A 24,391-nucleotide genomic window follows, 5' to 3' on the forward strand; every position below is an offset into this window, starting at 1 on the left:
TTATGAGGAAACGAACAGGATTTGGCTGGATGGAGCTGATACTTGGAATTATACTCACTATACTTGGCATCTTTACGATGATCCGTCCTGAAAGTATGTTGAACAGTATTGTCATCTGTTACGGAATCGTGGCAGCAGTCAGCGGTATAGCAGATATTATATTCTATGTAAAGATGGAGCGGCATATGGGAGTTGTACCGACAGTATCCCTGACCTCCGGCATCTTAAGTACCCTGCTTGGTATGATGCTGATCCTCTGTCCGGGAGCCGCACAACGGTTAGTGATCTGGCTCTTTGCACTCTGGATCATTATGCACAGTATATCCAGACTGTCCCATATCAGCACTGTACGGTATTTTGCAGGTAACAGCTTTGGACTTGTATCCCTGTTGTTGAATATCATCGGTATCGTGATCGGAGTTATGCTTCTGATAGAACCGATTATGGCAGTTGTCGCATTCGGTTATCTGATCGGACTGTATCTGATCGTGCTTGGAATTGATAGTATTGCATCAGCACTCAGCAAAATGGGATCAGACTGGTAGGCGTAAATAATCCGAATCATAAAAAAATACATTTCCAGTAGAATCTCGTCGAGAAATGATGTATGATTGTACTAATTGTTTGTTAAGGACGAAAGCAATCTCAAGGAGGAACTACAGTTGAATTTCTTAGAAGAAAGAATTGTAAAAGACGGAATTGTAAAAGAAGGAAATGTATTAAAGGTTGACAGCTTTTTGAATCACCAGATGGACATCCGGTTATTTGACCAGATCGGTGAAGAATTTAAGAAGCGTTTTGAAGGAACGCCGATCAATAAGATCCTCACGATTGAGGCATCCGGAATCGGGATCGCATGTGTGGCAGCGCGACAGTTTGATGTGCCTGTTATCTTTGCGAAGAAATCAAAAAGCATCAATATAGAAGGTGAAGTATATGTGGCAGAGGTAGAATCCTTTACCCACAAATGTAAGAATCAGGTTATCGTGTCAAAGAAATTCTTGAATCCGGATGACAATGTTCTGATCATTGATGACTTCCTCGCAAATGGCTGTGCGCTTCAGGGATTGATATCTATCGTGACATCAGCCGGTGCAAATGTTGCGGGAATCGGTATCGTAATCGAAAAAGGCTTCCAGACCGGCGGACAGATCATCCGGAATCTGGGATATCATCTGGAATCCCTTGCAATTGTAGACGAGATGGATGCAGCGACAGGAAATATCATTTTCCGGGAGCAGTAATTAAAGGAGTTTTTTATGGCAGAACAGAATGAGAAAGATTCTGTGCAGACAACCTCCGGCAGTGGAGAGCACAGAGAGAAAGATTTATCCATTATGGATTACAGTAAGACCTATGGCGGAATCTCCAAACGGTTTTCAAATGTAGCAAATGAGAAGATGGAGACACCGAAACCTGTCGCAATCGGAAGAGTTCTGATCGGACTTATGGCGATGCTTCTGATATGGGCAAACTTCCAGCCGTTCGTTCAGGCGACTGTGGATGGAACAACAGAATCCGTCAATTTCCTGAGTGGAGACGGAATCCTTGTTATATTTTTTGCATTGATCACAAGTATTATAATGGTATTTAAAAATGCAAGAAAATGGACGTTACTTACAGCGATCCTGACTCTGGCTGTGATCATGATCGATCTGGTCAATACACTGGTACAGATCAAGAATAATGCCAATGGCGATATAGTCTATAGTCTTGGCTATGGAACCGTCTTCCTGCTGATCGGCGCGATCGTTATGGTAGCCGGCGCAGCAATGATTCTGGTGACAGACTTGAAGAATAAGAAGAAATAATTAAAAGTGTAAAATAAAAGAACAGCAGTATCATTATGTAGCAAGGAGATGTCTTGTGAAATAATGGATACTGCTATTTTTTTATCCAATGGCTTTTCAGCTTTAAAATTAACAGCCTAAACCAAGGTACTTGCAGATCATATTCCAAAGATCTGAACAGTTATAATTAATACACATAATAAAATCCTCCTGTTGTAATTTATAAATGTATCGATCGAGTACAATGGGATTGTAACAATTCTGTAACATTTTCACAATATGAAACAATTACCAGTTTGATTTAGCTGCATGGATCCTTTCAGGAAGCCTTTTTCGTATGTAAAAAAACAAAAATTTCCACTTGAAAAATCGAACGTAAGTTCTTATAATAAACATATGTTCGAAATACAAGCGAATAAAACTATACAGGAAAAATTACATATACTGGCGGATGCGGCGAAGTATGATGTGGCATGTACATCCAGCGGTGTGGATCGAAAAGGAAAGGAAGGAATGCTCGGAAATGCACAATCCTGCGGAATCTGTCACAGCTTTGCATCAGACGGGCGCTGTATCTCTCTGCTCAAGATTCTGATGACGAATCATTGTATTTATGACTGTAAGTATTGCGTGAACCGAGTATCGAATGATGTCAAGCGTGCCACTTTTACGCCGGAGGAGATCTGTGAACTGACGATCGAATTTTATAAAAGAAATTATATAGAAGGGCTGTTCTTAAGCTCCGGTGTGATCCGTGATCCGGCATACACGATGGAGCAGATCTGTATAACTTTACAGCTCCTTCGTACAAAATACAGGTTCAACGGATATATTCATGTAAAGACGATTCCGGGTGCGCCGGATGAACTGCTTGCGGCTGCCGGATTTCTGGCCGACCGCATCAGTGTGAATCTGGAGCTGCCGACTGCGGAGAGCCTGAAGAAGCTTGCTCCGAATAAGAGCTTCCAGACGATCATGACTCCGATGGGGAAGGTGCGTGATACGATCGCAGAGACAAGAACCCTGATAGGGAAAGATGCAAGAATGGAACGCAGTCTGGGGAATCGTTACCTGCCGGGAAGTATATTCGGGAAAGAACAGTTACGGCTGACCGGAGCACAGAGTAATGGAGGCGGCTCTCTTTGGAAGAAAGCTGCTTCCTTTGCTCCGGCAACTCAGGATACATGGAAGCCACGGGCATTTGCACCGGCAGGTCAGAGTACACAGATGATCATTGGGGCATCCGATGAGAGCGACTATACGCTGGTTCAGACGACACAGAAGTTATACCAGAACTATGATCTGAAACGTGTCTTTTATTCCGCCTATATTCCGGTAAATGAGGACTCGGCACTTCCGTCTCTTGCGACTCCGGTTCCGCTTCTGAGAGAACACCGACTGTATCAGGCAGACTGGCTGCTGCGGTTTTACGGATTTCAGGCAGATGAATTGTTGTCGGAGGAGCGACCGAATTTTAATGTCCGGATGGATCCGAAATGCGACTGGGCGATCCGGCATCTGGAACAGTTCCCGATCGAAGTGCAGACAGCTTCTTATGATACGCTGCTCCGGGTGCCGGGGATAGGACCGAAATCAGCAGGCAGGATCGTAAAGGCGAGACGGTACGGACATCTGGAATTTGACCATCTGAAGAAGATGGGCGTGGTGTTGAAACGGGCGCATTATTTTATTACCTGTGGAGGACGGATGATGTATAAGATACCGATCGAAGAGCAGTATATTACCAGACAACTGATAGGCGAGCATGCAAAAGAAAACTGGCAGGTAGAGCATAAGGAAGAAGAATATAAGCAGTTATCCTTTTTTGATGCTCAGGGAGTATTTGGAGTTCCGAATTGATTTGTGAATAAATGTAAAATCCTATTTAAGAATAGACGATTGTATGAAGAAATATTGTCAGGATAGATTTTATAGATAGATGAGGATATAGATGGGAGAATGTAAATATGAGGATATTTACCTGTAAACATCAATTAGAAGATATGATGACCTGCATCTATGATGCATGGGTCTATGCACTCCGGGTCGGACATGATAGGGTGCGGTTACGGACAGAGCCGATCGTGCAGGCAACTTTATTTGACGAGTATGTCCATGTGGATGCCGATGCAGAAAAGACGGAAAAGGTTCTGCGTTCCGTTCGAAATAAGATCGGGATGCAGGCATATATCGATGTGTATTATGCCTGTCTGATGGAAGATGATGTACTGGACGATATCTACCGGTTTTTGCGGATCGGATTTCAGGTAGGACCAAGGGTGATCGGGATGCTTGCAGAGCCTCCGGTCAGCCGGATGCTGGAGATTCGGCGGGCAGTTGGAAATGAAATTCATCATTTTCGGGAATTTGCCAGATTCAATTCGATTGATAATAAGGTGTATGTCTGTCATCTGGAACCGAAGCATGATGTGATCTATCAGGTGGCAGAGCATTTTGCAGACCGGATGCCGGACGAATATTTTATGATCCTTGATGATAACCGGAAGTATGCGGTGATCCATCCGGGAAAACATTACTCAGGACAGCAGGCAGATAGAGAAAGAGAGATTTCAGAACAGAACCGATATATGAAGGAAAAGGCTCAGAAGATGTATTTGCGGGAGTTGTCCGATGAGGAAATAAAGACGCTCCGACGGACGGAATTATTGAAGGATGAATATACCGAACTCTGGAAGACCTTCTTTCATACGATCGGGATTGAACAGCGGAAGAATCCAACCTGCCAGCGGAATCTGATGCCGATATGGAAGCGGAAGCATGCGGTAGAATTCATGCAGTAAACAAAAAAGAATAAAATTTACTAACTTTTAGTAAAAATTTAGCAAAAACTATTGATTAGTTTTTATTCTCGTGTATAATGATGATAGTGGTTATCGTAACAGAGAATCCGGTACCGATAAATGTTGTGATAACCGAAGGTTAAGAATTTATTTTACAGGAGGATTATGATATGAAGATTTTAGTAACAGGTGGTGCTGGTTATATTGGAAGTCATACCTGCGTTGAATTATTAGAAGCAGGATATGATGTAGTAGTTGTTGACAATCTGTATAATGCGAGTCCGAAAGTAATTGGAAGAATAAAAGAGATAACAGGAAAAGATGTAACATTTTATGAGAAGGATATCCGTGATCTGGATGCAATGAATGAAATCTTTGCAAAAGAAAAGCCGGATACAGTAATTCATTTTGCAGGCTTAAAGGCAGTTGGTGAATCTGTTCGTAAGCCACTCGAATATTATGAGAATAACATTGCGGGTACATTAACACTTTGCAAGGCAATGCGCGAGAATGGATGCAAGAACATTATTTTTTCATCATCTGCAACCGTATATGGCAATCCTGCATTTATTCCGATCACAGAGGAATGTCCAAAGGGTGTCTGCACAAATCCTTACGGCTGGACCAAGCATATGCTTGAGCAGATCCTGACAGATATCCACACAGCAGATCCGGAATGGAATGTAATCCTGCTTCGTTACTTCAATCCAATCGGAGCACATAAGAGTGGACTGATCGGAGAAGATCCAAAGGGTATTCCAAACAACCTGCTTCCTTATGTAGCACAGGTAGCGGTAGGAAAGCTTCCTTGTCTTGGTGTATTCGGCGATGACTATGATACACCGGACGGAACAGGTGTCAGAGATTACATTCATGTTGTAGATCTTGCCAAGGGTCATGTAAAAGCGATCAATAAGATCAAAGAGAATCCGGGTGTAAAGATTTACAATCTGGGTACAGGAAAAGGATACAGCGTTTTAGATGTTGTTAAGGCATTTGAGAAGGCGTGCGGTAAGAAAATCCCTTATGAGATCAAGCCTCGTCGTGCAGGTGATATCGCAACCTGTTATTCTGATGCAACTCTTGCTAAGAAAGAACTTGGCTGGGAAGCAGAATACGGAATCGATGAGATGTGCGCAGATTCATGGAGATGGCAGAGCATGAATCCGGATGGCTATGGTGCATAATGAAAATATTCAGTAAATAAGTAACAGACAGGCAATTGTAAACGTGCCGGAATACAGGGCATAGAGAAGATACAATTGCCTGTTTGTTTAAGATAGAAAGGGGTTCGTTTATATGGCAGAATATACAGCTTCAAAGACCAGATATACAGAGACAGAAGGAACGGATTTTTACCGCCATTGCGGTAAAAGTGGTCTGATGCTTCCTCCGATCGCACTTGGTTTATGGCATAATTTCGGTAGTGTAGATAATTATGAGAATATGAAACAGATGTGCTTTACCGCATTTGATCACGGAATCACACATTTCGATCTGGCAAATAATTACGGTCCGGTATATGGTAGCGCAGAGGAAAATTTCGGCAGAATCCTCCGGGAAGAAATGAGTGCTTACAGAGACGAGATGGTGATCAGTACAAAAGCAGGATTTGATATGTGGGAAGGTCCTTATGGCAACTGGGGCAGCCGCAAATACCTGATTGCGAGTCTGGATCAGAGCTTAAAGAGAATGGGACTTCCATATGTAGATATCTTCTATCACCATCGCATGGACCCGAACACACCGTTAGAAGAAACGATGGAAGCGCTTGCACAGATCGTAAGAAGCGGTAAGGCTTTATATGTAGGTCTGTCGAATTATGACGGTCCGACGATGGCAAAGGCAGAACGGATTCTGGATGAACTGCATTGTCCGTTTATCATCAACCAGAATCGTTACAGTATTCTGGATCGGACAGTTGAGAAGAACGGATTGCTGAAGCAGACATATGCATCCGGAAGAGGACTGATCTGCTTTTCTCCACTGGCACAGGGTATGTTAACTGATAAATATCTGCAGAATATTCCAAAGGATAGCCGGGTGGCAAGAGATGGACGGTTCCTTCATGAGGATCAGGTCGTATCGATGCGTCCGCTTCTGACAGAGTTAAATGATATTGCAGCAGGCTATAATATGAGCTTGTCAGAGCTTGCGATTGCATGGCTGCTGAACAAACCGGAGGTTACAACCGTTTTGATCGGTGCATCGAAGCCGGAACAGATACTCAGTAATCTGAAGGCTGCTGAGAAGCAGAGAACAACCGAGATGGAAGAAGAGGAACTGGCACTGATCGAAAAGGCGGTCAACCTTTATCACGCATAGAGGATAAGTGTTATTTGACTTCACTTCAAAAAAGAATATAATATAAAAGACAGTTCTGAAAAGCATTTTCTGACAGAGAATGCTTTTGAAAGTAGGAATGGATCATATTATATGTTATTTTGAAAGAGGAAGACGGTATTGCAGGCACATCAGACAGATTTCTCAAGTGGAAATGTATATAGAAATATTATAGAAGTAGCTGTACCAATGATTCTGGCACAGCTACTTAATCTTTTATATAACGTGGTTGACAGGATCTACATCGGACGGATCCCGGAAGTCGGTACAACTGCACTGACAGGGGTAGGTCTGTGCTTTCCGATCATTTCACTGATCACAGCCTTTACCTATCTGTATGGAAATGGAGGTGCACCGCTTTGTTCCATGGAACGTGGCAAGGGTAATGATAAGGAAGCGGAGCATCTGATGGGAAATGCTTTTACTTTATTGATCGGAACAGGAATTGTATTGACGATTATCGGGCTGATCTTTTATAAGCCGATTCTTTATCTGTTTGGCGCAAGTGATGATACATTCCCATATGCAGGCTCCTATATTCGGATCTATCTGCTGGGAACGGTATTTGTCATGGTATCGGTAGGAATGAATCCGTTTATTAACAGTCAGGGCTTTGGAAATACAGGGATGATATCGGTTCTGATCGGAGCAGTTTTAAATATAATACTGGATCCTATATTTATCTTTGTTTTAAATCTGGGAGTAAGAGGAGCGGCTATTGCGACGATCATTTCTCAGTTTTGCTCGACAGTATGGGTTCTTGTATTCCTGACCGGAAAACGGGCAGTGCTTCATTTGAAATGGAGCTGTATGTGGCTGCGGTGGAAGCGGGTTTTGCGGATCATCAGTCTGGGAGTGTCCAGCTTTATCATGGCATTTACAAACAGTCTGGTACAGGTTGTATGTAATGCGACACTTCAGATCTATGGCGGGGATATCTATGTGGGCGTTATGACCGTGTTGAATTCCGTGCGGGATATCTGTACACTTCCGGTTATGGGTATTACAAATGGTGCATCTCCGGTCATGAGCTTTAATTATGGAGAAGGGGCATATGAGAAGGTACGGAAAGCCATCCGTTTCCTGACTATATTATGCGTAACCTATACTTTTGCGGCATGGGGCACTCTCAGATTGTTCCCGGAGCCGTTTATCCGTATATTTAATCATTCACCGGAACTGATCGCAAAAGGGGTTCCGGCATTACATATATATTTCTTCGGATTTTGTTTTATGGCATTGCAGTTTACCGGACAGAGTGTGTTCCTTGCGCTTGGAAAGGCGAAAAAGGCTACCTTCTTTTCTCTGCTTCGAAAGGCGTTTATCGTAGTGCCGCTTACCATTCTGCTTCCGAAAATCGGAAATCTTGGAGTGGATGGTGTATTCTGGGCAGAGCCAATCTCGAATCTGATCGGCGGATGTGCCAGCTTCTTTACAATGTGTGCCACGGTGTTGCCTGAATTAAAGCATGAAAAAGCTCGATAAAAAATATAAACGACCGGATAGGATTATTAATTAATTTATTCAATCTCCCGTAGTGCCTTTCTGAACTGGAAGAAGAACAGGATGGCGGTGAAGGTTACGGCGATCAGGTCTGCGATCGGTTCTGCCATGTAGACAGCCATTGTCTTATCTGCGGTGTAGATATGTGGCATAATGAAGATCAGTGGGATCAGCAGGACGAATTTACGCATGATCGCAACGATGATGGATGCCGGAGCGTTACCGAGGGCATTGAATGTCATTTGGCAGGAGATCTGGACTCCAAATAAGAACATAACCGCGAGGTAGTATCTAAGTGCAACTTTAGTAAACTCGATCAGAGCAGTATCCGGGGTAAAGATGGATGCAAAAACCTGAGGGAAACACATAATGCAAAGCCATAATAAAACAGAATATGTCAGGCTGACCTCAGCAGAAGTTTGAATGCATCCTTTACTCTGGATGCATTTTTTGCACCATAGTTATAACTGATGATCGGCTGAGCACCCTGGCCAAGTCCCTGAAGTGGGAGCATGGCGAACTGCATGACGCTGGTAAGGATCGTCATAGCACCGACGGCCATATCTCCGCCATATTTCAGAAGGGAGGAGTTGAAGCACACGGATATGATACTTTCACTTCCCTGCATGATAAAGACGGCAGAACCGAGTGCCAGACATGGCAGGATATAGGAGGCCTGCAAACCGAGGTTTTTCACACGGATGCGGAGAGTTGTCCGCTTGCCGAAGAGGAAGCTTAAGACCCAGATGCAGGAACAACCCTGAGAAATGATTGTTGCAAGGGCCGCGCCTTTTACCCCCATATGAAGCGCAAAGATAAAGATCGGGTCTAAGATAATATTCGCGATCGCACCGATCAGTACGGACAACATACCTTCTTTGGCGAAGCCCTGTGCAGTGATAAATGCATTCATACCCAGAGTGAGCTGTACAAAGATTGTGCCGATTGCGTAGATATTCATATATGAGGTTGCATAGTTAATGGTATTCTTACTTGCACCGAATGCCAGAAGCAGGTCGCGATTCCAGATCAGAAGAACAGCAGTCAGTATAACGGATAAGATGATCTGCATGGTAAAACAGTTACCGAGGATTTTCTCGGCATCGTCTTTTTTATTTTTGCCCATATAGATGGTAGCCCGTGGAGCACCGCCATTTCCGACCAGAGCCGCGAAAGCGGAGATGATCATGATAAGGGGCATACAGACACCGACACCGGTAAGTGCCAGTGAACCGTTTTGTGGAATATGACCGATGTAAATACGATCAACGATGTTATACAGCATATTGATCATCTGTGCGGCGACTGTAGGAAGTGCGAGCTTTGCCAGTAATTTACCGATCGGTTCTTTTGCCAGAAATTCCCGGTCGGATGAGCCTGAGTTGTGTGCAATCCGATTCGGTTGATTGTCCCTGATGTTTTTCGATATGGATTCTCCGCCGGTTGGTGGTGAAGCTTTTGATGTGTTGTTTGGAGAATCGGTCATGCTGTAGGCTTGTCTTTGTTTCTTCATGTATATTCCTCGTTCCTTTGATTGATGTTTTATATTGTATAAAAGTTAATTGCAATATGAGCCTGCCTGAATATAGTATTGTACGAACAGCCCGGTATTCAAGCAGTAGTATTGTGACCATATTATTTTAAATGTGATAATACGTTGTCATACAAACGCTTGTTATAGGATGCAAAATTCTTCTTTTCGTCATCTGAAAAACCTTCAAAGATGCAGGAGATCAGTTCGTCCTGCTTTTTCTCAATCGCATGTACAACAGGAATTGATCGATCGGAGAGCTTCAGATGAATGATCCGTTTATCATTTGTATCCGGATGTCTGGTCAGATAGCCTTTGTCGGCGAGAGAATCAATGGCTGTGGATACATTTCCGCGCTGTAGCATACGAAACTCTACGATATCTCTGGCAGTATCATGTACCGGATTATTGTGTAAAAAAGTAATGATGATAACTTCAATCCGTGAAAGCTTATAGTCTATCCGGATGCTTTCAAGATATTTTTCCTGAAGCTTCATCAGGCTTTTTGTCATATCAAAAATATTGGATGGTGATTGTAGGATCATATATATTCCTCATTTCTTAATTAAGTTCTTTTTAGAACTATTATAGCTTTAAAATAAAAAGAGTCAACCTGTTTATACAATTTTTATAGAAAGAGAAAAACACAGTCTGGGTGTTATCTGAAACAGAAAACTAGAGATAAAAATATTATTGACAGGAAAGAAATAATAGATATACTAAAATTTATAGTGTTTTTTGGAGAATTCAGATAACAGAATATATGAAAAAATATGTTTGACCAGAGGATAAATATGCCACAGATGAACGAGAAAAACTGGATGATCATAGTAGCAGTAGTTATTGTGCTTATAGGATCACTGATCTACAATATCATTTCAGCAAGAAATCTGAAGAAAAAAAGACAACAGTTTGTAGAAAGTATCCAATCTTCATATACGCATATGAAGAGTATAGAAGACACCAGCAAAAAGATATATGAGATTTCAAACGAGATCAATGAAATGATCCGGGAGCAGAAAGACACCGAAGAGTACATAGAAAAAAAGAAGAAGGAGATTGAGGAGATCAGGCAGATGATTGTGACAAATGACACAATCCTTGACTGTGCGGTCTCAGATAAGCGGGATCTTGCAAGAAAGAAGCAGATTGCATTTACTTATAATATTCCAACCGGGTTACCGGAGATTCGTATGGAGGATGTCGATAAGATTCGTCTGTTTGCCAATCTGTTAGACAATGCGATCGAAGCAGCCGAGTGTGTGCCGGTGCAGGATGCAAATGGGGAAAATAAAAGATTCATACATGTATCGATATTGAATCGTGGGAGTAACTTCTTTATCACTGTTAAAAATTCCAAAAGAACGGAGAGCGCCGTTATGGAGAATCAGTTCCATACAACGAAGTTGGATGCAGAAAACCACGGCAGAGGTGTTCGTATTATCAGGCAGATTGTTGCCAGGTACGATGGAACGGTCGAGTTCACGGACAAGGGTGATGCCTTTGAAGTAGCGATTATGTTGTAAAAGGCATACAGAACAGCCATGGTTTGTGTGCTTGTAATTTACAACATAGCGTGTTCGGAGATATATTTGAGGTAGTCGGCTTTGAATGGTTTGGCATAGCGTCTGCCAACAGGAAGTTTGATGCCGCCGGTCAGTTCGGTTTCCTGTGAGGATAAATTTTTTACATATCTAAGATTGACCGTGAAAGAACTATGGCATTGTGAGAAATAGGACGGCAGTCGTTTGCTTACAGCCTGAAGGGATTCGTACACTTTATAGGCTTCCCCATTGTCAGTATAAATAATAATCTCGCGGCTGAGCCGTTCAATATGAGTGATTGTGTCGCATGGAAGAGTGTACCGTTTTCTGTTGGAGATAACGTCCAGAAAGCGTGTCTTTCGTTCAATGACAAGCTGAACCGCTTTATCCAGTGCCTTAGGCAGATATTCTTGTATGGAATCCTTTGTGACATAATATATGTGACGGACTTCGTAAGATTCAGATATATAGTCGGTATGGCTGGTGAGAAAGATGACTGAACACTGTGGGCAGCATTGATTAAGCTCGGAAGCAAAATCGATACCGTTGAAGTCCCCCATTTCGATATCTAAAATTGCAATATCATAATTAATCGTATCGGTTTCAAGCAATTTTTTTAATTTCTCTGGCTCGCAGGAGTCGATTTTGAAAGTGAGGGATTCGAAAGCATCCAGACAGGAATGTGCAAAACTGGTTGTTTCTTTTAATTGTAGATCTGAATCATCACATATTAGAAGTTTGAGTTTCATATATGGCAGCCCCCCTGTAACCGGTAATTTCACTGTAGAAAACATTTGCTTAACTGGTAATATTATAATAAAAAGGTTGCCATAAAACAAGAAAAATATCAAAATATATATACGCATATTGATGATGGTATAAAGAAAGCGAGAAGATAAAAATGAACATATGGACATTCCTGCAGGTGCTCGGAGCAGCCCTGATCACGGCATTACAATTTAATATTTATCTGGGTGCATATATGGGAATGGATCGTGGAAGAAGAGACCGGATCTATCTGGGCTTGAATATTTTAAATATGTTTTTCCTCCGCGTTTTAATAAATACAAGTATACAGCTTGATGCACCTGCATGGCTTCGTGCCATCATTTATATTTTTGGATTTGCGATGATGCTTGTAGGCGTTGTATTATACCGTAAAGAGTGCATGGTTATAAATTTGGTATCATTTATGGTGGGTATTATGACATTTGATCTTGTTACGGTGACGATGTCAGCAGTGATCGAGGAACTGTTTGGATATGCATATAATGATACACCGGTATTATACAGTGCAAAAGCATTGCTTGTCTGGCTTGGAGTAGAAGCCTTGCGTGAGGGCATAGGAACGATCATTGAAGTCTGGTTTATGCGGACATTTATGCCATACAGGAAGTTCCGGAGACAATCATTTGTCAGAAGCATGGTGTGGATTCTGGCTGTTGGAACCGGATATATGATGTTGGTTGTATATTTTGTGACTATGGTAAAAGAGGTTAATCTGATGTCACAGTTTATAGGACTTGGAATCTGGGCATCTGCTTTTATAGCTACTTATCATCTGTATACGATCGTATATAATAGCTATCAAAGAAAAATGATACGTTTTCTGGAAGCAAAGATGAAGCAGCAGAAAGAGGATTATGAGAAGCTTCTGGCGGATTATAACAGGCTGCGGGATATCAAGCATGATCTGTATAATTATGTGCATATACTTGATCTGGCAGGAGATGTCCGGAAGGAACAGGAGCAGATCAGACAGTTACAGGAAGATCTGAAACCGGGAAAACAGAAGGAGTATATAAAATACACAGATCTTTCAATCCTGAATCTGGTATTAAATAATGTTACATCTGCCTGTGAGGGTGCAGGTATTCATCCGGAAGTTGCAGCAGAAGAAATTCAGATTGATACAAATGTAGAACTGGACATGGGATATCTGATCGAGCGGATGGTACATAATGTTATTTTGTTGAATGAAGATCAGGGAGAGAATAAACAGGATTCCGTATCAGAGTCACTGCCCCGGACACTCCGGATTCAGATCGCACCATCGGAATCCTCAGATGGAAATATTCAGGTTGTGCTTAAGGGTATCGGACTTCGTATGAAGGGTATTGAGATGAATTCAGACAACAGAAAGGAGATACGGAATAATAAGCAGATCATCCAGTTTATTATGGAGCGGCATGAGGGATTCCAGTGGAATAACAGGAAAGAAGCTCATCTGTATCTGACTGCATAAGCAGAGAACCGTATCTGGAATTTGTAGAAATATGTCGATTACGACGGAAACATTGCAGATTACGACAGGTTTATTGTATCTGATAAATGTTTTGATATAATAACTTCATAGATATATCGAAAACCGATATATTATTGAGTGGGAAAGTTCATAATATATGCATTTATGTCAGAGAGGACATATATTTTTCAGCCCAATCAGCTCTCCTTGCTGCAAGATTGTGGAAACTCAGAATGAGTGCAGTAGATTATGGTTGCAAAATATGAAAAGCATACATTGGAACGGATGAAGGAAGATCTGATAGTTGTACCGAGAAACGCAGGTATCAGGTCTTCTTTTTTTAGCCTTTTACCATGTCTTAACCATAAAACGTGCTACAATATATGTTGTGACAGTTTAGAATATGAATATATAATAATGATTGTCAGAATTGATTGAAATGGATACGATTGTTATAACAGATTACAAAAAGATACAGTGGAGAAAGCGATGAACAGATTCCTGAATTTTACGAAGAATTTTTTAATTACAGCGGCGATATTGGTATGTGGATTTTTGTTGTCCCTGTTTATGCAGAAGGAGTGGGGAAATCAGACTTTGATACCCTCTATATTTCTGTTGGATGTATTTCTGGTATCCGTTATCACAGATGGTTTCTTATATGGTGCGGTCGCATCTGTCATCAGCATTCTGGCGGTAAATTATGCATTTACATTTCCGTATTTTAAGATTAATTTTACGATCCCGGAAAATATGATCTCTGCCGTTATCATGATAGCTATTGCAGTTATTACCTGCGGATTTACAAATAAGTTGAAGAGTCAGGAACAGTTAAAGGCAGAGAGTGAGCAGGAGAAGATGCGGGCAAACCTGCTCCGATCCGTATCCCATGATTTTCGGACACCGCTTACAACGATTTATGGTGCAAGCTCTGCAATGTTGGATGATAAGAATGAATTTACGGAGGAGCAGAAAAAAAGCATGCTTCGTGGAATCAAACAGGATGCACAATGGCTGTCGCGAATGGTTGAGAACATGTTATCGATTACCAGACTGGATGGAAAAAATGTTAAGATCATTAAGATTCCGATCGCGCTGGATGAGCTGTTAGATTCTGTCCTGGTTAAGTTCAATAAACGGTATGAAGGTCAGAATGTTGAGATTGACATTCCGGATGAACTGATCATGATTCCGATGGATGCGATCTTAGTCGAGCAGTTGATCCTGAATCTGTTAGAAAATGCAGTTCAGCATGCAGAGGGCATGAATAAGCTTGGGCTTCGTGTATATACGAGTGGGCATTTTGCAGTATTTGAGATTCGGGACAACGGATGTGGTATTCCGGTTGATAAGGTAAAGGATATATTTGCAGGGAAACTGGTTTATGGTGAATCAGGACTTGACAGCAGTAAGAAAAATGCAGGGATCGGGTTGTCGGTATGTACCACGATCGTAAAAGCACATGGTGGTGAGATCTCTGCGGAGAATCTGCAGGATGGCGGTGCTGTTGTGCGGTTTACACTGGATATGGAGGAAACAGAGAATGATTAATAACAGATATAAGATATTGATAATTGAAGATGAAGAACATATTAATAATCTGATCAGTGCGCTGATGGAAGCAAATGGATATCAGGCTGTTTCCGCATATTCCTGTCGTGGGGGACAGATGATGTTTGCATCCCATCGCCCTGATCTGGTCATTCTGGATCTGGGATTGCCGGATCGGGATGGAATGACATTTTTAAGGGAAGTGCGGCAATCATCATTTACACCGATCATCGTTTTATCGGCACGTTCTGATGAGAGGGATAAAGTAGAGGCACTCAATGAGGGCGCAAATGATTATGTAACCAAGCCATTCAGTTCAAATGAACTGGTAGCAAGGGTACGTTCAGCACTCCGTATCGCTACGCATCGGGCAGAGGATGGATTGCGGCCGGGTGGAAGATTCGAGGTTGGAGAGCTGGTTATCAATTATGATGCAAGACTGGTTACGATCGCCGGAAATGAAGTGAAGCTGACACAGACAGAATATAATATTGTAGCGTTGTTATCCGAGCATGCAGGTAAGATGCTGACCTACAGTTTTATCATCAATGAGATCTGGGGATATAATGATTCGGGAAGCCGGAAGAAGCTGCAGGTGAATATGGCGAATATCCGAAAGAAGTTCGGTGCAGTTCCCGGTAAGGAGAATTACATAACGAATGAATTAGGGGTTGGATACCGGATGTGCGATTCATAGAAAAGAGCTTCAAAACTCTACAGCACTCAGTCACGGGGATGGCTCCTGTTATAAATAACGTGCTGCGATTTCTGTTCTCTGGACATTGCCCTATTCGTAAATACTTCTGTGCTAACTCGCCTTTGGCTCAGACAAGCACTCGTATTTACCGGCAATGTACAGTTCACAACGAAATCTCGCAATGTTATTTTATAACAGGAGCCATTCCCGTGACTGAGTGCTGTAGCGTTTTTTGTATAATTAGATAACTGACTATAAGAGAAAGATTTTATGTTTTTTTAATATAAAAAGCAGGAAAGGTTGTTGACACAACCTTTTTTTTGGAATAAAATGTAGCGTGCTACACATCGAGAGATGCATGGTATGTATAAGATATGATAGCTATATAACATTCGATGTAAGAGCGTTTTCGGGATATTATACATAGCTGTAAATAAAAGGAGAAAACAGTAATGAATCAGGAAAAAGACATGGATACAGACCGAAAGCTGTCGTGTGGTCCGGAGAAGGATATTGGTTATTATATCAAGCGGATCAATGATAAGTTGAAGGCCGGATTTGACGCATATTTGCGTGACGTGGATCTGACCAGTTCACAGGCACGAGTACTTGAATATGTTTATTGGAATGGTGGAATGGTGACACAGAAGGAGATCGAGGTATTTCTGGATGTGGCGCATCCGACAGTTGTCGGCATCGTGAATCGTCTGGAAAAGAAAGGTTATCTGAACTGTTATCTGGATGAGAATAATAAACGGAATAAGATGGTATGCAGCACCTGTGAAGCTGAAAAACTGCTCCATAAAATGTATGAAGGCAGGAGAGCGTCGGAACAGAGACTGCTTCATTCTTTTTCAGAGGATGAGGCGGCGCAGGTGAAAAAGCTGCTTGAAAAATTATATGATAATGTCAGATAAAGAAAGAAGGAGGACGTATGATCAAAAAATTATTAAAAAGTCTGCGGGAATATAAGAAGCCGACATTGTTTACGATATTCTGTGCAGCAATGGAAGTAGTATTTGAGATTTTAATTCCGCTTTGTATGTCTGATCTGTTAGATTTTGGTATCGAAGGTGGAAAGATGAATATTGTTGTAAAGGATGGAATATGGCTGATTGTGCTTGCAGTCTTACAGCTTTTAACAGGTGTGCTTGCAGCCATTCTCGGGGCGAAAGCATCAGCAGGATTTTCCGCAAATCTGCGGCAGGACATCTATGATAATGTCCAGACATTTTCATTTTCTAACATAGACAAGTTTTCTACTTCATCTATCGTAACAAGACTGACCACAGACGTAACGAATATTCAGAACGCATATCAGATGATCATTCGTATCGCAGTCAGAGGACCGATCATGCTGATCTTTTCTGTGATCGTTTCCTTTACGATCAATGCAAAGCTGGCATGGATATTCCTGATCGTTATTCCGTTTATGGGATTCGGTCTGATATTTATAGCAGCCAAGGTTCACCCGATCTTCGAACGGGTATTCCACAAATATGATGGATTAAACAATATCGTTCAGGAAAATGTAAAGGGAATGCGGGTTGTCAAATCCTTTAATTCACAGGAAGCCGAGATCGGCAAATTCAAGCATGCATCAGGCGACATCTATAAGGATTTTGTAAAGGCAGAGAGGATTCTGGCATTTAACTCACCTTTAATGCAGTTCTTCATGTATGGATGTATGATTGCGATTTCATGGATCGGAGCAAAAGCCATCGTAGCAAGTGGAAATAATGAAGCACTTGGACTTACGACCGGTAAGCTGACTGCACTTATCACATATGCGATGCAGATATTGACGTCACTTATGATGTTATCAATGGTATTTGTCATGATTATGATATCCAGATCTTCAATGGAACGTATCGTTGAGGTGCTTGGAGAGACCACTACGATACAGAATCCGGAGAATCCGGTTCAGACAGTTGCAGATGGTTCGCTCGTGTATGATCATGTAGATTTCTCTTACAGTAAGCGTGCGGATAAGAAAGTTATTGACGGAGCAGATCTTAAGATCCGATCCGGTGAGACCGTTGGCATTATCGGTGGAACCGGTTCGTCAAAGTCTTCATTTGTCCAGTTGATCCCTCGCCTGTATGATGTGACAGGTGGAACACTTATGGTTGGTGGCATAGATGTCCGCAAATATGATCTGCAGGTGCTTCGGGATGCGGTTGCAATGGTTCTTCAGAAGAATGAACTGTTTTCAGGAACAATAAAAGAGAACCTCCGCTGGGGAAATGAACAGGCGACGGATGAAGAAGTAAAAGAAGCCTGTCGCCTTGCCTGTGCGGATGAATTCATTGAGGCGATGCCGGATGGATATGATACCTACATTGAGCAGGGAGGAACAAATGTCTCCGGTGGACAGAAGCAGCGTCTTTGTATTGCGCGAGCACTCCTTAAGAAACCGAAGATATTGATCCTCGATGATTCGACCAGTGCGGTTGATACGAAGACTGATGCGATAATCCAGAAAGCATTTGCCGAATATCTGCCGGATACGACCAAGATTATCATAGCGCAGAGAATTTCTTCTGTCCGGCATGCGGATAAGATCGTGGTGTTGGATGATGGTAAGATCATGGATGTAGGTACACATGAAGAATTGATCGTAAAGAGTCCGATCTACAGAGAAGTATATGAATCACAGCAGAAGGGAGGCGGCCAGGATGAGTAAACAGAAGAACCAGATGAACGCACCCGACAGAGAGCAGGGCAGCAGGATTAATAAAGATACAGCCAAACGGCTGCTGTCCTATATCGGAGCATATAAGAAGACGCTGGTTGTTGTATTTATCTGTATTATCTTAAGTGCACTTGCAAGTGTAGCGTCAGCAATGTTTATCGAGATACTGATCGATGATTATATCACCCCGATCCTTGCAATGGATCATCCGGTCTATACCGGGCTGATCAAGGCACTTTGCATGGTCGGCGTTATTTACCTGATCGGTGTATTTTCTACATGGTTTTATAACTACCTGATGGTAGGAATCGCACAGGGAACTCTGAAAACCATACGAGATGAGATGTTCGAGAAGATGCAGAGCCTGCCAATCCGTTATTTTGATACGCATACACACGGAGATATCATGAGCTGCTATACCAACGATACCGATACGCTCCGCCAGATGATCGCACAGTCCCTTTCACAGATGATCTCATCGATCTGTACGGTTGTTGCGGTATTCTGCTGTATGTTATATCAGAGCATTTATCTGACGCTGATCGTTGTCGTGATGCTGTTCTTTATCATGAAGCTGGTGAAGGTCATCGGTGGCAAGAGTGGATTTTATTTTATAAAACAGCAGCAGACACTTGGTGCATTAGATGGTTATATCGAGGAAATGGTCAATGGCCAGAAGGTTGTTAAGGTATTCTGCCACGAAGAGAAAGCCAGAGAAGATTTCCAGAAAAAGAATCAGGAATGGCAGCAGGCAGCAGCCAGTGCAAATGGTTATGCAAGCGGAATGATGCCGATGATGAATGCACTTGGTTATGTGCAGTATGTAGTTGTTGCGGTTGTTGGTGCATGGCTTGCGATCTCCGGTGCAACGAATCTGACGCTGGTCGGAACGAATACAGCCACTCTTGGTATGATCGCATCCTTCCTTACGTTGTCGAAGAACTTTACCAATCCGATCTCACAGCTTTCGAATCAGTTTAATGCGATCGTAACGGCGCTTGCAGGCGCGGAGCGTATCTTTAAGCTGATCGATGAAGAACCGGAAGTGGATAATGGTTATGTAACACTTGCAAATATCAAAGAGGAAAATGGTGAGCTGATGGAAGTGAAAGAACGAACCGGAATCTGGGCATGGAAGCATCCACATGAGGATGGCAGTCTTACTTACCAGAAATTAGAGGGCGATATCGTTCTGGATCATGTGGATTTCAGTTACAATTCGGACAAACAGATTCTGCGTGATGTGACGCTCTATGCGAAACCGGGTCAGAAGATCGCATTTGTAGGTGCGACCGGAGCAGGAAAAACGACGATCACCAATCTGATCAATCGTTTCTATGATATAGACGATGGTAAGATCCGGTACGACGGAATCAACATTAATAAGATCCGCAAGAAGGATCTGCGGGCATCCCTCGGTATCGTATTGCAGGAGGTCAATCTGTTTACCGGAACGGTTATGGAGAACCTGAAATATGGAAATCCAAATGCCACGGATGAGGAATGTATTGCAGCCGCCAAGCTTGCAAATGCGCATAACTTCATTATGATGCTGCCAAATGGATATGACACGGTGCTTGCCGGAGATGGAAGCGGATTGTCACAGGGACAGCGTCAGTTGATCTCAATCGCAAGAGCAGCCGTATCCAATCCGCCGGTTATGATACTGGATGAAGCAACCTCCTCGATTGATACGAGGACGGAGGCAATGGTTCAGCAGGGAATGGATCGGCTGATGGAAGGCAGAACCGTATTTGTCATTGCACATCGTTTGTCTACAGTTAAGAATTCGGATGTTATCATGGTACTGGATCATGGTGCGATCATTGAACGTGGTACACATGAGGATCTGATCGCAAAGAAAGGAACCTATTACCAGCTTTATACCGGAGCATTTGAATTAGAATAACCATAGGGATTCAACAGTGCGAGATCATAATCATTATTCCGCAAGGCGCTTTCGCTCTATCTACATGTAACGGTACTAAGTTCACTGCTTTTGGCAGTTCACTAAGGACCGACATGTCGATAGGCTTGCTGCATAATATTGTAATCTTGCGCTACGGAATTTCTATGTTGTAACATGCTTGAATTGGCTATAAGAGAAAGTTATAACAACTTCTAAATTTTATGTATTGTATTTTAGTTGGAATTTATTATATAATTCATACATTCCAAATAGGAATAGTAAAATAATAATGTAAAGAAACAAAAAATGTATTAAGGTTGAACATTTCGGATTACCAAGACAGAGGCATTTGAGTCCGCCGGTTCTTAGGTGGCGCTGTAAGCGGCAGCTTAGTACCGTTGCAGGACGAAACGAGCGGAAGCGTCCTCTGGATTAGTAATGCCGAAAGTGTTCAAACATGATGATATTACGTTACTGCATTAGTAAAATATAAGAAGGAGGAAATGCCATGCGACAGGTATTATGCTTTGGTGATTCAAACACATATGGTTATGTGCCGGGAACGGCAGAACGTTATGACTGGGATACCAGATGGACCGGAATCGTAGGAACCGGACTGATGGAAAAGGGATATATTGTACAGGAGGAAGGTCTGTGTGGCAGAACCACAGTATTTGACGATCCGCTTCGTCCGGGCAGACGTGGCAGTGAACTCCTTCCGATCATATTAGAAACCCATAAGCCGGAGGATTTGATCATTTTAATGCTTGGAACAAATGATTGTAAGACATTTTATGGTGCAACGGCAGGCAGCATCGGATTGGGTATTCGTAAACTGGTGCGACAGATCCGGGATGGTGCGCCATCAGCGAAGATCCTTCTGATGTCACCGATCGCACTGGGCGAGAAGGTCTGGGATGGATTTGATCCGGAATTTGGGAAAAATTCTGTACAAGTGTCCAAAGAGCTGCCGGAGATTTACCGGCAGATTGCAGAAGAAGAAGGACTTTATTATCTGGCGGCTTCTGATTATGCCGTACCATCGGAACGGGATCAGGAGCACATGGATGAAGATGGACATAAGGCGCTTGCAGAAGCGGTACTGGAAAAGATTTCAGAGATATTGTAATGTGAGTTAGGAGTACAGAGAAAAATTATGGCTGGGGAGACTGTAGACAGAAAAGAAGTATTAAAACAGGCATTTGTGAAAGCTCTGCCGATCACCGGAAGTTATCTCTTTGTCAGTATGGCATATGGACTTACGATGCAGGAAGCAGGACTTTCATGGTTCTGGTCGTTGTTTACCAGCCTGACGGTATATACCGGCGCATTTCAGTTTGTGCTGGTAACATTCTTAAGTAGCGGTGCATTGATCCTCACGATCGCACTGACTGCATTGTTCATGAACAGCAGACAGTTCTTTTACGGACTGACATTTGTTGAAGATTTCAAGAAAATGGGTAAGCGTTATCCATATATGGTTCATACAATGACGGATGAGACATATGCCGTCAATTGTTCCATGCTGTCTTCTGAGGTGATAAGAGATCGTAACGCAGAGAAGGAAAATGACCGGAAGCGCAGATTTGATATTATGTTTTATGTGGCATTATTCAGTCGTATATCCTGGATGGTAGGTGCTGTGCTTGGCGGAATACTCGGTCAGATCCTTCCGGTGAAATTAGAGGGGATCGATTTCTGTATGACAGCGTTATTTATTACGATCGCGATCGATCAATGGAGAAGTGTGAAAGTGCATTTGCCAGCACTTGCCGGGTTTATCGGAGGTGTGCTGTTGCTTCTGTTAATAGGAAAAGATTATTTCCTTCTTCCAACTTTGATTCTGGTATCAGGTCTGTTGCTGATTTGTGAAAGAAAGGTGGAAGCCCATGAATGATCGATAGGTACTGATCTACATCCTTGTGTCTGCAGCGGCGACTTTGTTTATGCGGGCGCTCCCATTTACCATTCTTGGAAAGAGAAAACAAATCCCCGAAAAAATCCGGTATCTCGGACGAATCCTTCCGGCAGCCATCATGGCTGTGCTGATCGTATACTGCCTGAAGGAAGTACCGACCGAATTCTTAAGCGGCGGCTATAAGAAGTTGATCGCAGCCGCAGTTTGTGTCGCCCTTCATGTGTGGAAAAAGAATACATTTGTCAGTATTATAGGCAGTACGGCTGTGTATATGGTATTATGAGCAATGACGCCGAAAAAAAGGGCTGTCGCACCAATCACTTAGTGCGGCAGCCCTTTTTTGTAGTATCCGTTGTAACGAAATTACTTTATTTTATATGATCACATTGTTGGAAAATAATTATGCTAAAGAACCGTGCGTTAGTGTTCTAACGCAGCAAGTTTAGCCTTTAATGCAGCAATTTCAGCATCCTTCTCAGATATTGTGGCATCTTTTTCTTCCAATGCTTTCTTCATCTGTTCAATCATAAAATTAACAGTATTTTCATCCATCTTTTTTAATGCTTTTGAAAACATACTAATAACCTCCTCAGGACGATACAGATATTCAGATATATCCTGGCATATAGATTCCATCCATGGATAGTTGGATATCAGTGTGGCAAGGTTGTCTGTAGAGTCCGTGGTTAGTAGAGACAACCATGCATTTAGCTCGTTGATATCTTTAGCATACTTGCTATTTTTAAATACGTCAAGGTTAACGATATAGTATTCCTGTAAAAGATTCAGATTTACATCAGTATCAAAAATGGTTTTTCCATGATGCAGATAGATATTTGCGAAACGGTCTTTCAGACATTCGTTTGGACTCTTTTCATACATAACAATTGTATAAACAGTTCTCATATCCTTATATGTGAAATCTTTCCCAAGTTTGCTTTTTACGCGTGTATATTGGCGAAGTAGTAGATCGGCGGAATAGCATGACATTCGCTCACCGGGAAATGTATATGGATTTTTTTGTATTTCTACATTTGCGATAGAACCGTCTTCTAACTGGACGATAATATCCAGAAGTAGGAGAGAGGTTGATGGAAGCATGCTATATTCATTTGACAGAATATATTTAACGGTTACATTTGTGCCGATAATACTGCTGATCAGTCGTGATAATCGTTCTGGATATATATCCGGGTTGAAAATTTTTTTGAAAAATGGATCATAGGTTAGTGGCAGACTTTTTTTGCCTTCCATAAATTCCATAAAACGTTTTTCCAGTCATCAGGCCAGTTCTTATATGTCCAATAAAGTTCTGGGTATTGTTTTAACTCTGCAAGGCATTCATCTTCCGTTCGTTGTGGAAAAAGCTGATAAATATTGAACGTTGAATGTTTGGTATTTGAGTTCTGTGAAGTGGTGTTTGTGTCCTTATTATGCATAAAAATTCCTCTTAATTTCCGGTACCTGATTTGTCGACAAAATTACCATATCAGAAATAAAAGAGAAAAGTTCATAAATGTAATAAATGGTACTGTTTGATGTAAATTTTGGTAAGTGGATGATTATAAAGACTATAAAAGAATAAATTAAAAATCCCTTCTGGTTAGATAAAACGTAAACCAGAAGGGGTGATTAAAGGACTCAATTTGTTATAGCTTATAGAGCTTTGACCTGTCAATTCTAGGACGGTTAGGATTTGGTTAAGAAATATAAATATAATATTGACAATCAAGAGAAATGAAATAATAAGTGCCTAAATTTTCCACATGTGGAAAATTGTTAGATAAAGCTAACAGATAGGAATATAGAAAGAAGTATGACATGTAGATATTTTGGTCGGAAAATCAAAAAAATTAATTTTCTC

The 24,391-nt window shown here is 42.0% G+C and carries 21 protein-coding genes and 1 pseudogene; 18 read left to right on the forward strand and 4 right to left on the reverse strand.

The window, feature by feature from the left end:
- Positions 1–2: 2 nt before the first annotated feature.
- The 8 genes from DW959_RS09540 (at position 3) to DW959_RS09575 (ending at position 8,419) form a co-directional block, all read left to right on the forward strand.
- Positions 3–545 (forward strand): DUF308 domain-containing protein, encoded by a 543-nt coding sequence (locus DW959_RS09540; protein WP_117808815.1) that lies wholly within the window; start codon positions 3–5, stop codon positions 543–545.
- A 117-nt stretch (positions 546–662) separates the two neighbouring features.
- On the forward strand, positions 663–1,244 hold the full coding sequence (locus tag DW959_RS09545; protein WP_044945885.1) for a xanthine phosphoribosyltransferase: 582 nt from the start codon (positions 663–665) through the stop codon (positions 1,242–1,244).
- A gap of 15 nt (positions 1,245–1,259) precedes the next feature.
- The gene (locus tag DW959_RS09550) at positions 1,260–1,811 is read left to right on the forward strand and encodes a hypothetical protein (protein ID WP_117808816.1); all 552 of its coding nucleotides are present in this window, start codon (positions 1,260–1,262) and stop codon (positions 1,809–1,811) included.
- Positions 1,812–2,186: 375 nt separating this feature from the next.
- Positions 2,187–3,650: a putative DNA modification/repair radical SAM protein gene (locus DW959_RS09555; RefSeq protein ID WP_118615984.1), complete on the forward strand. Its 1,464-nt coding sequence runs from the start codon at positions 2,187–2,189 to the stop codon at positions 3,648–3,650.
- A gap of 107 nt (positions 3,651–3,757) precedes the next feature.
- On the forward strand, positions 3,758–4,591 hold the full coding sequence (locus DW959_RS09560) for a TIGR03915 family putative DNA repair protein (protein WP_118615964.1): 834 nt from the start codon (positions 3,758–3,760) through the stop codon (positions 4,589–4,591).
- Between the two features lie 170 nt (positions 4,592–4,761).
- Positions 4,762–5,778, forward strand: coding sequence for a UDP-glucose 4-epimerase GalE (galE, locus tag DW959_RS09565; protein WP_008402329.1), 1,017 nt, complete (start codon positions 4,762–4,764; stop codon positions 5,776–5,778).
- Between the two features lie 112 nt (positions 5,779–5,890).
- The gene (locus DW959_RS09570; RefSeq protein ID WP_117808818.1) at positions 5,891–6,916 is read left to right on the forward strand and encodes an aldo/keto reductase; all 1,026 of its coding nucleotides are present in this window, start codon (positions 5,891–5,893) and stop codon (positions 6,914–6,916) included.
- Positions 6,917–7,054: 138 nt separating this feature from the next.
- Complete coding sequence (locus DW959_RS09575; RefSeq protein WP_117808819.1) at positions 7,055–8,419, forward strand: MATE family efflux transporter; 1,365 nt, start codon at positions 7,055–7,057, stop codon at positions 8,417–8,419.
- Positions 8,420–8,454: 35 nt separating this feature from the next.
- On the opposite strand, the pseudogene DW959_RS09580 reads toward DW959_RS09575, so the two are convergent.
- A pseudogene (locus tag DW959_RS09580) lies at positions 8,455–9,950 on the reverse strand (MATE family efflux transporter).
- A 122-nt stretch (positions 9,951–10,072) separates the two neighbouring features.
- Complete coding sequence (locus DW959_RS09585) at positions 10,073–10,513, reverse strand: MarR family transcriptional regulator (RefSeq protein ID WP_021944509.1); 441 nt, start codon at positions 10,511–10,513, stop codon at positions 10,073–10,075.
- Positions 10,514–10,762: 249 nt separating this feature from the next.
- On the opposite strand from DW959_RS09585, the gene DW959_RS09590 reads away from it, so the two are divergent.
- On the forward strand, positions 10,763–11,494 hold the full coding sequence (locus DW959_RS09590; protein ID WP_173783650.1) for a GHKL domain-containing protein: 732 nt from the start codon (positions 10,763–10,765) through the stop codon (positions 11,492–11,494).
- Positions 11,495–11,532: 38 nt separating this feature from the next.
- Here the strand turns inward: DW959_RS09590 and DW959_RS09595 are convergent, their stop codons facing one another.
- On the reverse strand, positions 11,533–12,261 hold the full coding sequence (locus DW959_RS09595) for a LytTR family DNA-binding domain-containing protein (RefSeq protein ID WP_173783651.1): 729 nt from the start codon (positions 12,259–12,261) through the stop codon (positions 11,533–11,535).
- A 152-nt stretch (positions 12,262–12,413) separates the two neighbouring features.
- Here DW959_RS09595 and DW959_RS09600 point away from each other — a divergent pair, with 152 nt between their 5' ends.
- The 9 genes from DW959_RS09600 to DW959_RS09640 all read left to right on the forward strand — a co-directional run bounded on the left by DW959_RS09600 (position 12,414) and on the right by DW959_RS09640 (position 22,810).
- On the forward strand, positions 12,414–13,757 hold the full coding sequence (locus DW959_RS09600; protein ID WP_147353080.1) for a hypothetical protein: 1,344 nt from the start codon (positions 12,414–12,416) through the stop codon (positions 13,755–13,757).
- A 489-nt stretch (positions 13,758–14,246) separates the two neighbouring features.
- Entirely contained in the window at positions 14,247–15,308 is a 1,062-nt protein-coding gene (locus DW959_RS09605; protein WP_118615972.1) for a DUF4118 domain-containing protein, read from the forward strand.
- Positions 15,301–16,005: a response regulator transcription factor gene (locus DW959_RS09610; protein ID WP_008402338.1), complete on the forward strand. Its 705-nt coding sequence runs from the start codon at positions 15,301–15,303 to the stop codon at positions 16,003–16,005. Before DW959_RS09605 ends, DW959_RS09610 begins: the two co-directional genes overlap by 8 nt.
- Before the next feature lie 452 nt (positions 16,006–16,457).
- Positions 16,458–16,922, forward strand: a complete 465-nt coding sequence (locus DW959_RS09615) for a MarR family transcriptional regulator (protein WP_118615974.1) — start codon at positions 16,458–16,460, stop codon at positions 16,920–16,922.
- Positions 16,923–16,939: 17 nt separating this feature from the next.
- On the forward strand, positions 16,940–18,691 hold the full coding sequence (locus DW959_RS09620; RefSeq protein WP_117808827.1) for an ABC transporter ATP-binding protein: 1,752 nt from the start codon (positions 16,940–16,942) through the stop codon (positions 18,689–18,691).
- Between the two features lie 13 nt (positions 18,692–18,704).
- Entirely contained in the window at positions 18,705–20,609 is a 1,905-nt protein-coding gene (locus tag DW959_RS09625) for an ABC transporter ATP-binding protein (RefSeq protein WP_118615986.1), read from the forward strand.
- Between the two features lie 508 nt (positions 20,610–21,117).
- On the forward strand, positions 21,118–21,738 hold the full coding sequence (locus DW959_RS09630; RefSeq protein WP_118615976.1) for a GDSL-type esterase/lipase family protein: 621 nt from the start codon (positions 21,118–21,120) through the stop codon (positions 21,736–21,738).
- Between the two features lie 27 nt (positions 21,739–21,765).
- Entirely contained in the window at positions 21,766–22,506 is a 741-nt protein-coding gene (locus DW959_RS09635; protein WP_118615978.1) for an AzlC family ABC transporter permease, read from the forward strand.
- Positions 22,507–22,525: 19 nt separating this feature from the next.
- Positions 22,526–22,810 (forward strand): AzlD domain-containing protein, encoded by a 285-nt coding sequence (locus DW959_RS09640; protein ID WP_279221001.1) that lies wholly within the window; start codon positions 22,526–22,528, stop codon positions 22,808–22,810.
- A gap of 137 nt (positions 22,811–22,947) precedes the next feature.
- Here the strand turns inward: DW959_RS09640 and DW959_RS09645 are convergent, their stop codons facing one another.
- Complete coding sequence (locus tag DW959_RS09645; RefSeq protein ID WP_243023376.1) at positions 22,948–23,790, reverse strand: PD-(D/E)XK nuclease family transposase; 843 nt, start codon at positions 23,788–23,790, stop codon at positions 22,948–22,950.
- Between the last annotated feature and the right edge of the window lie 601 nt (positions 23,791–24,391).

It is taken from the genome of Clostridium sp. AM46-21 (assembly GCF_003480025.1).
Classification (GTDB): Bacteria; Bacillota; Clostridia; order Lachnospirales; family Lachnospiraceae; genus Coprococcus; species Coprococcus ammoniilyticus.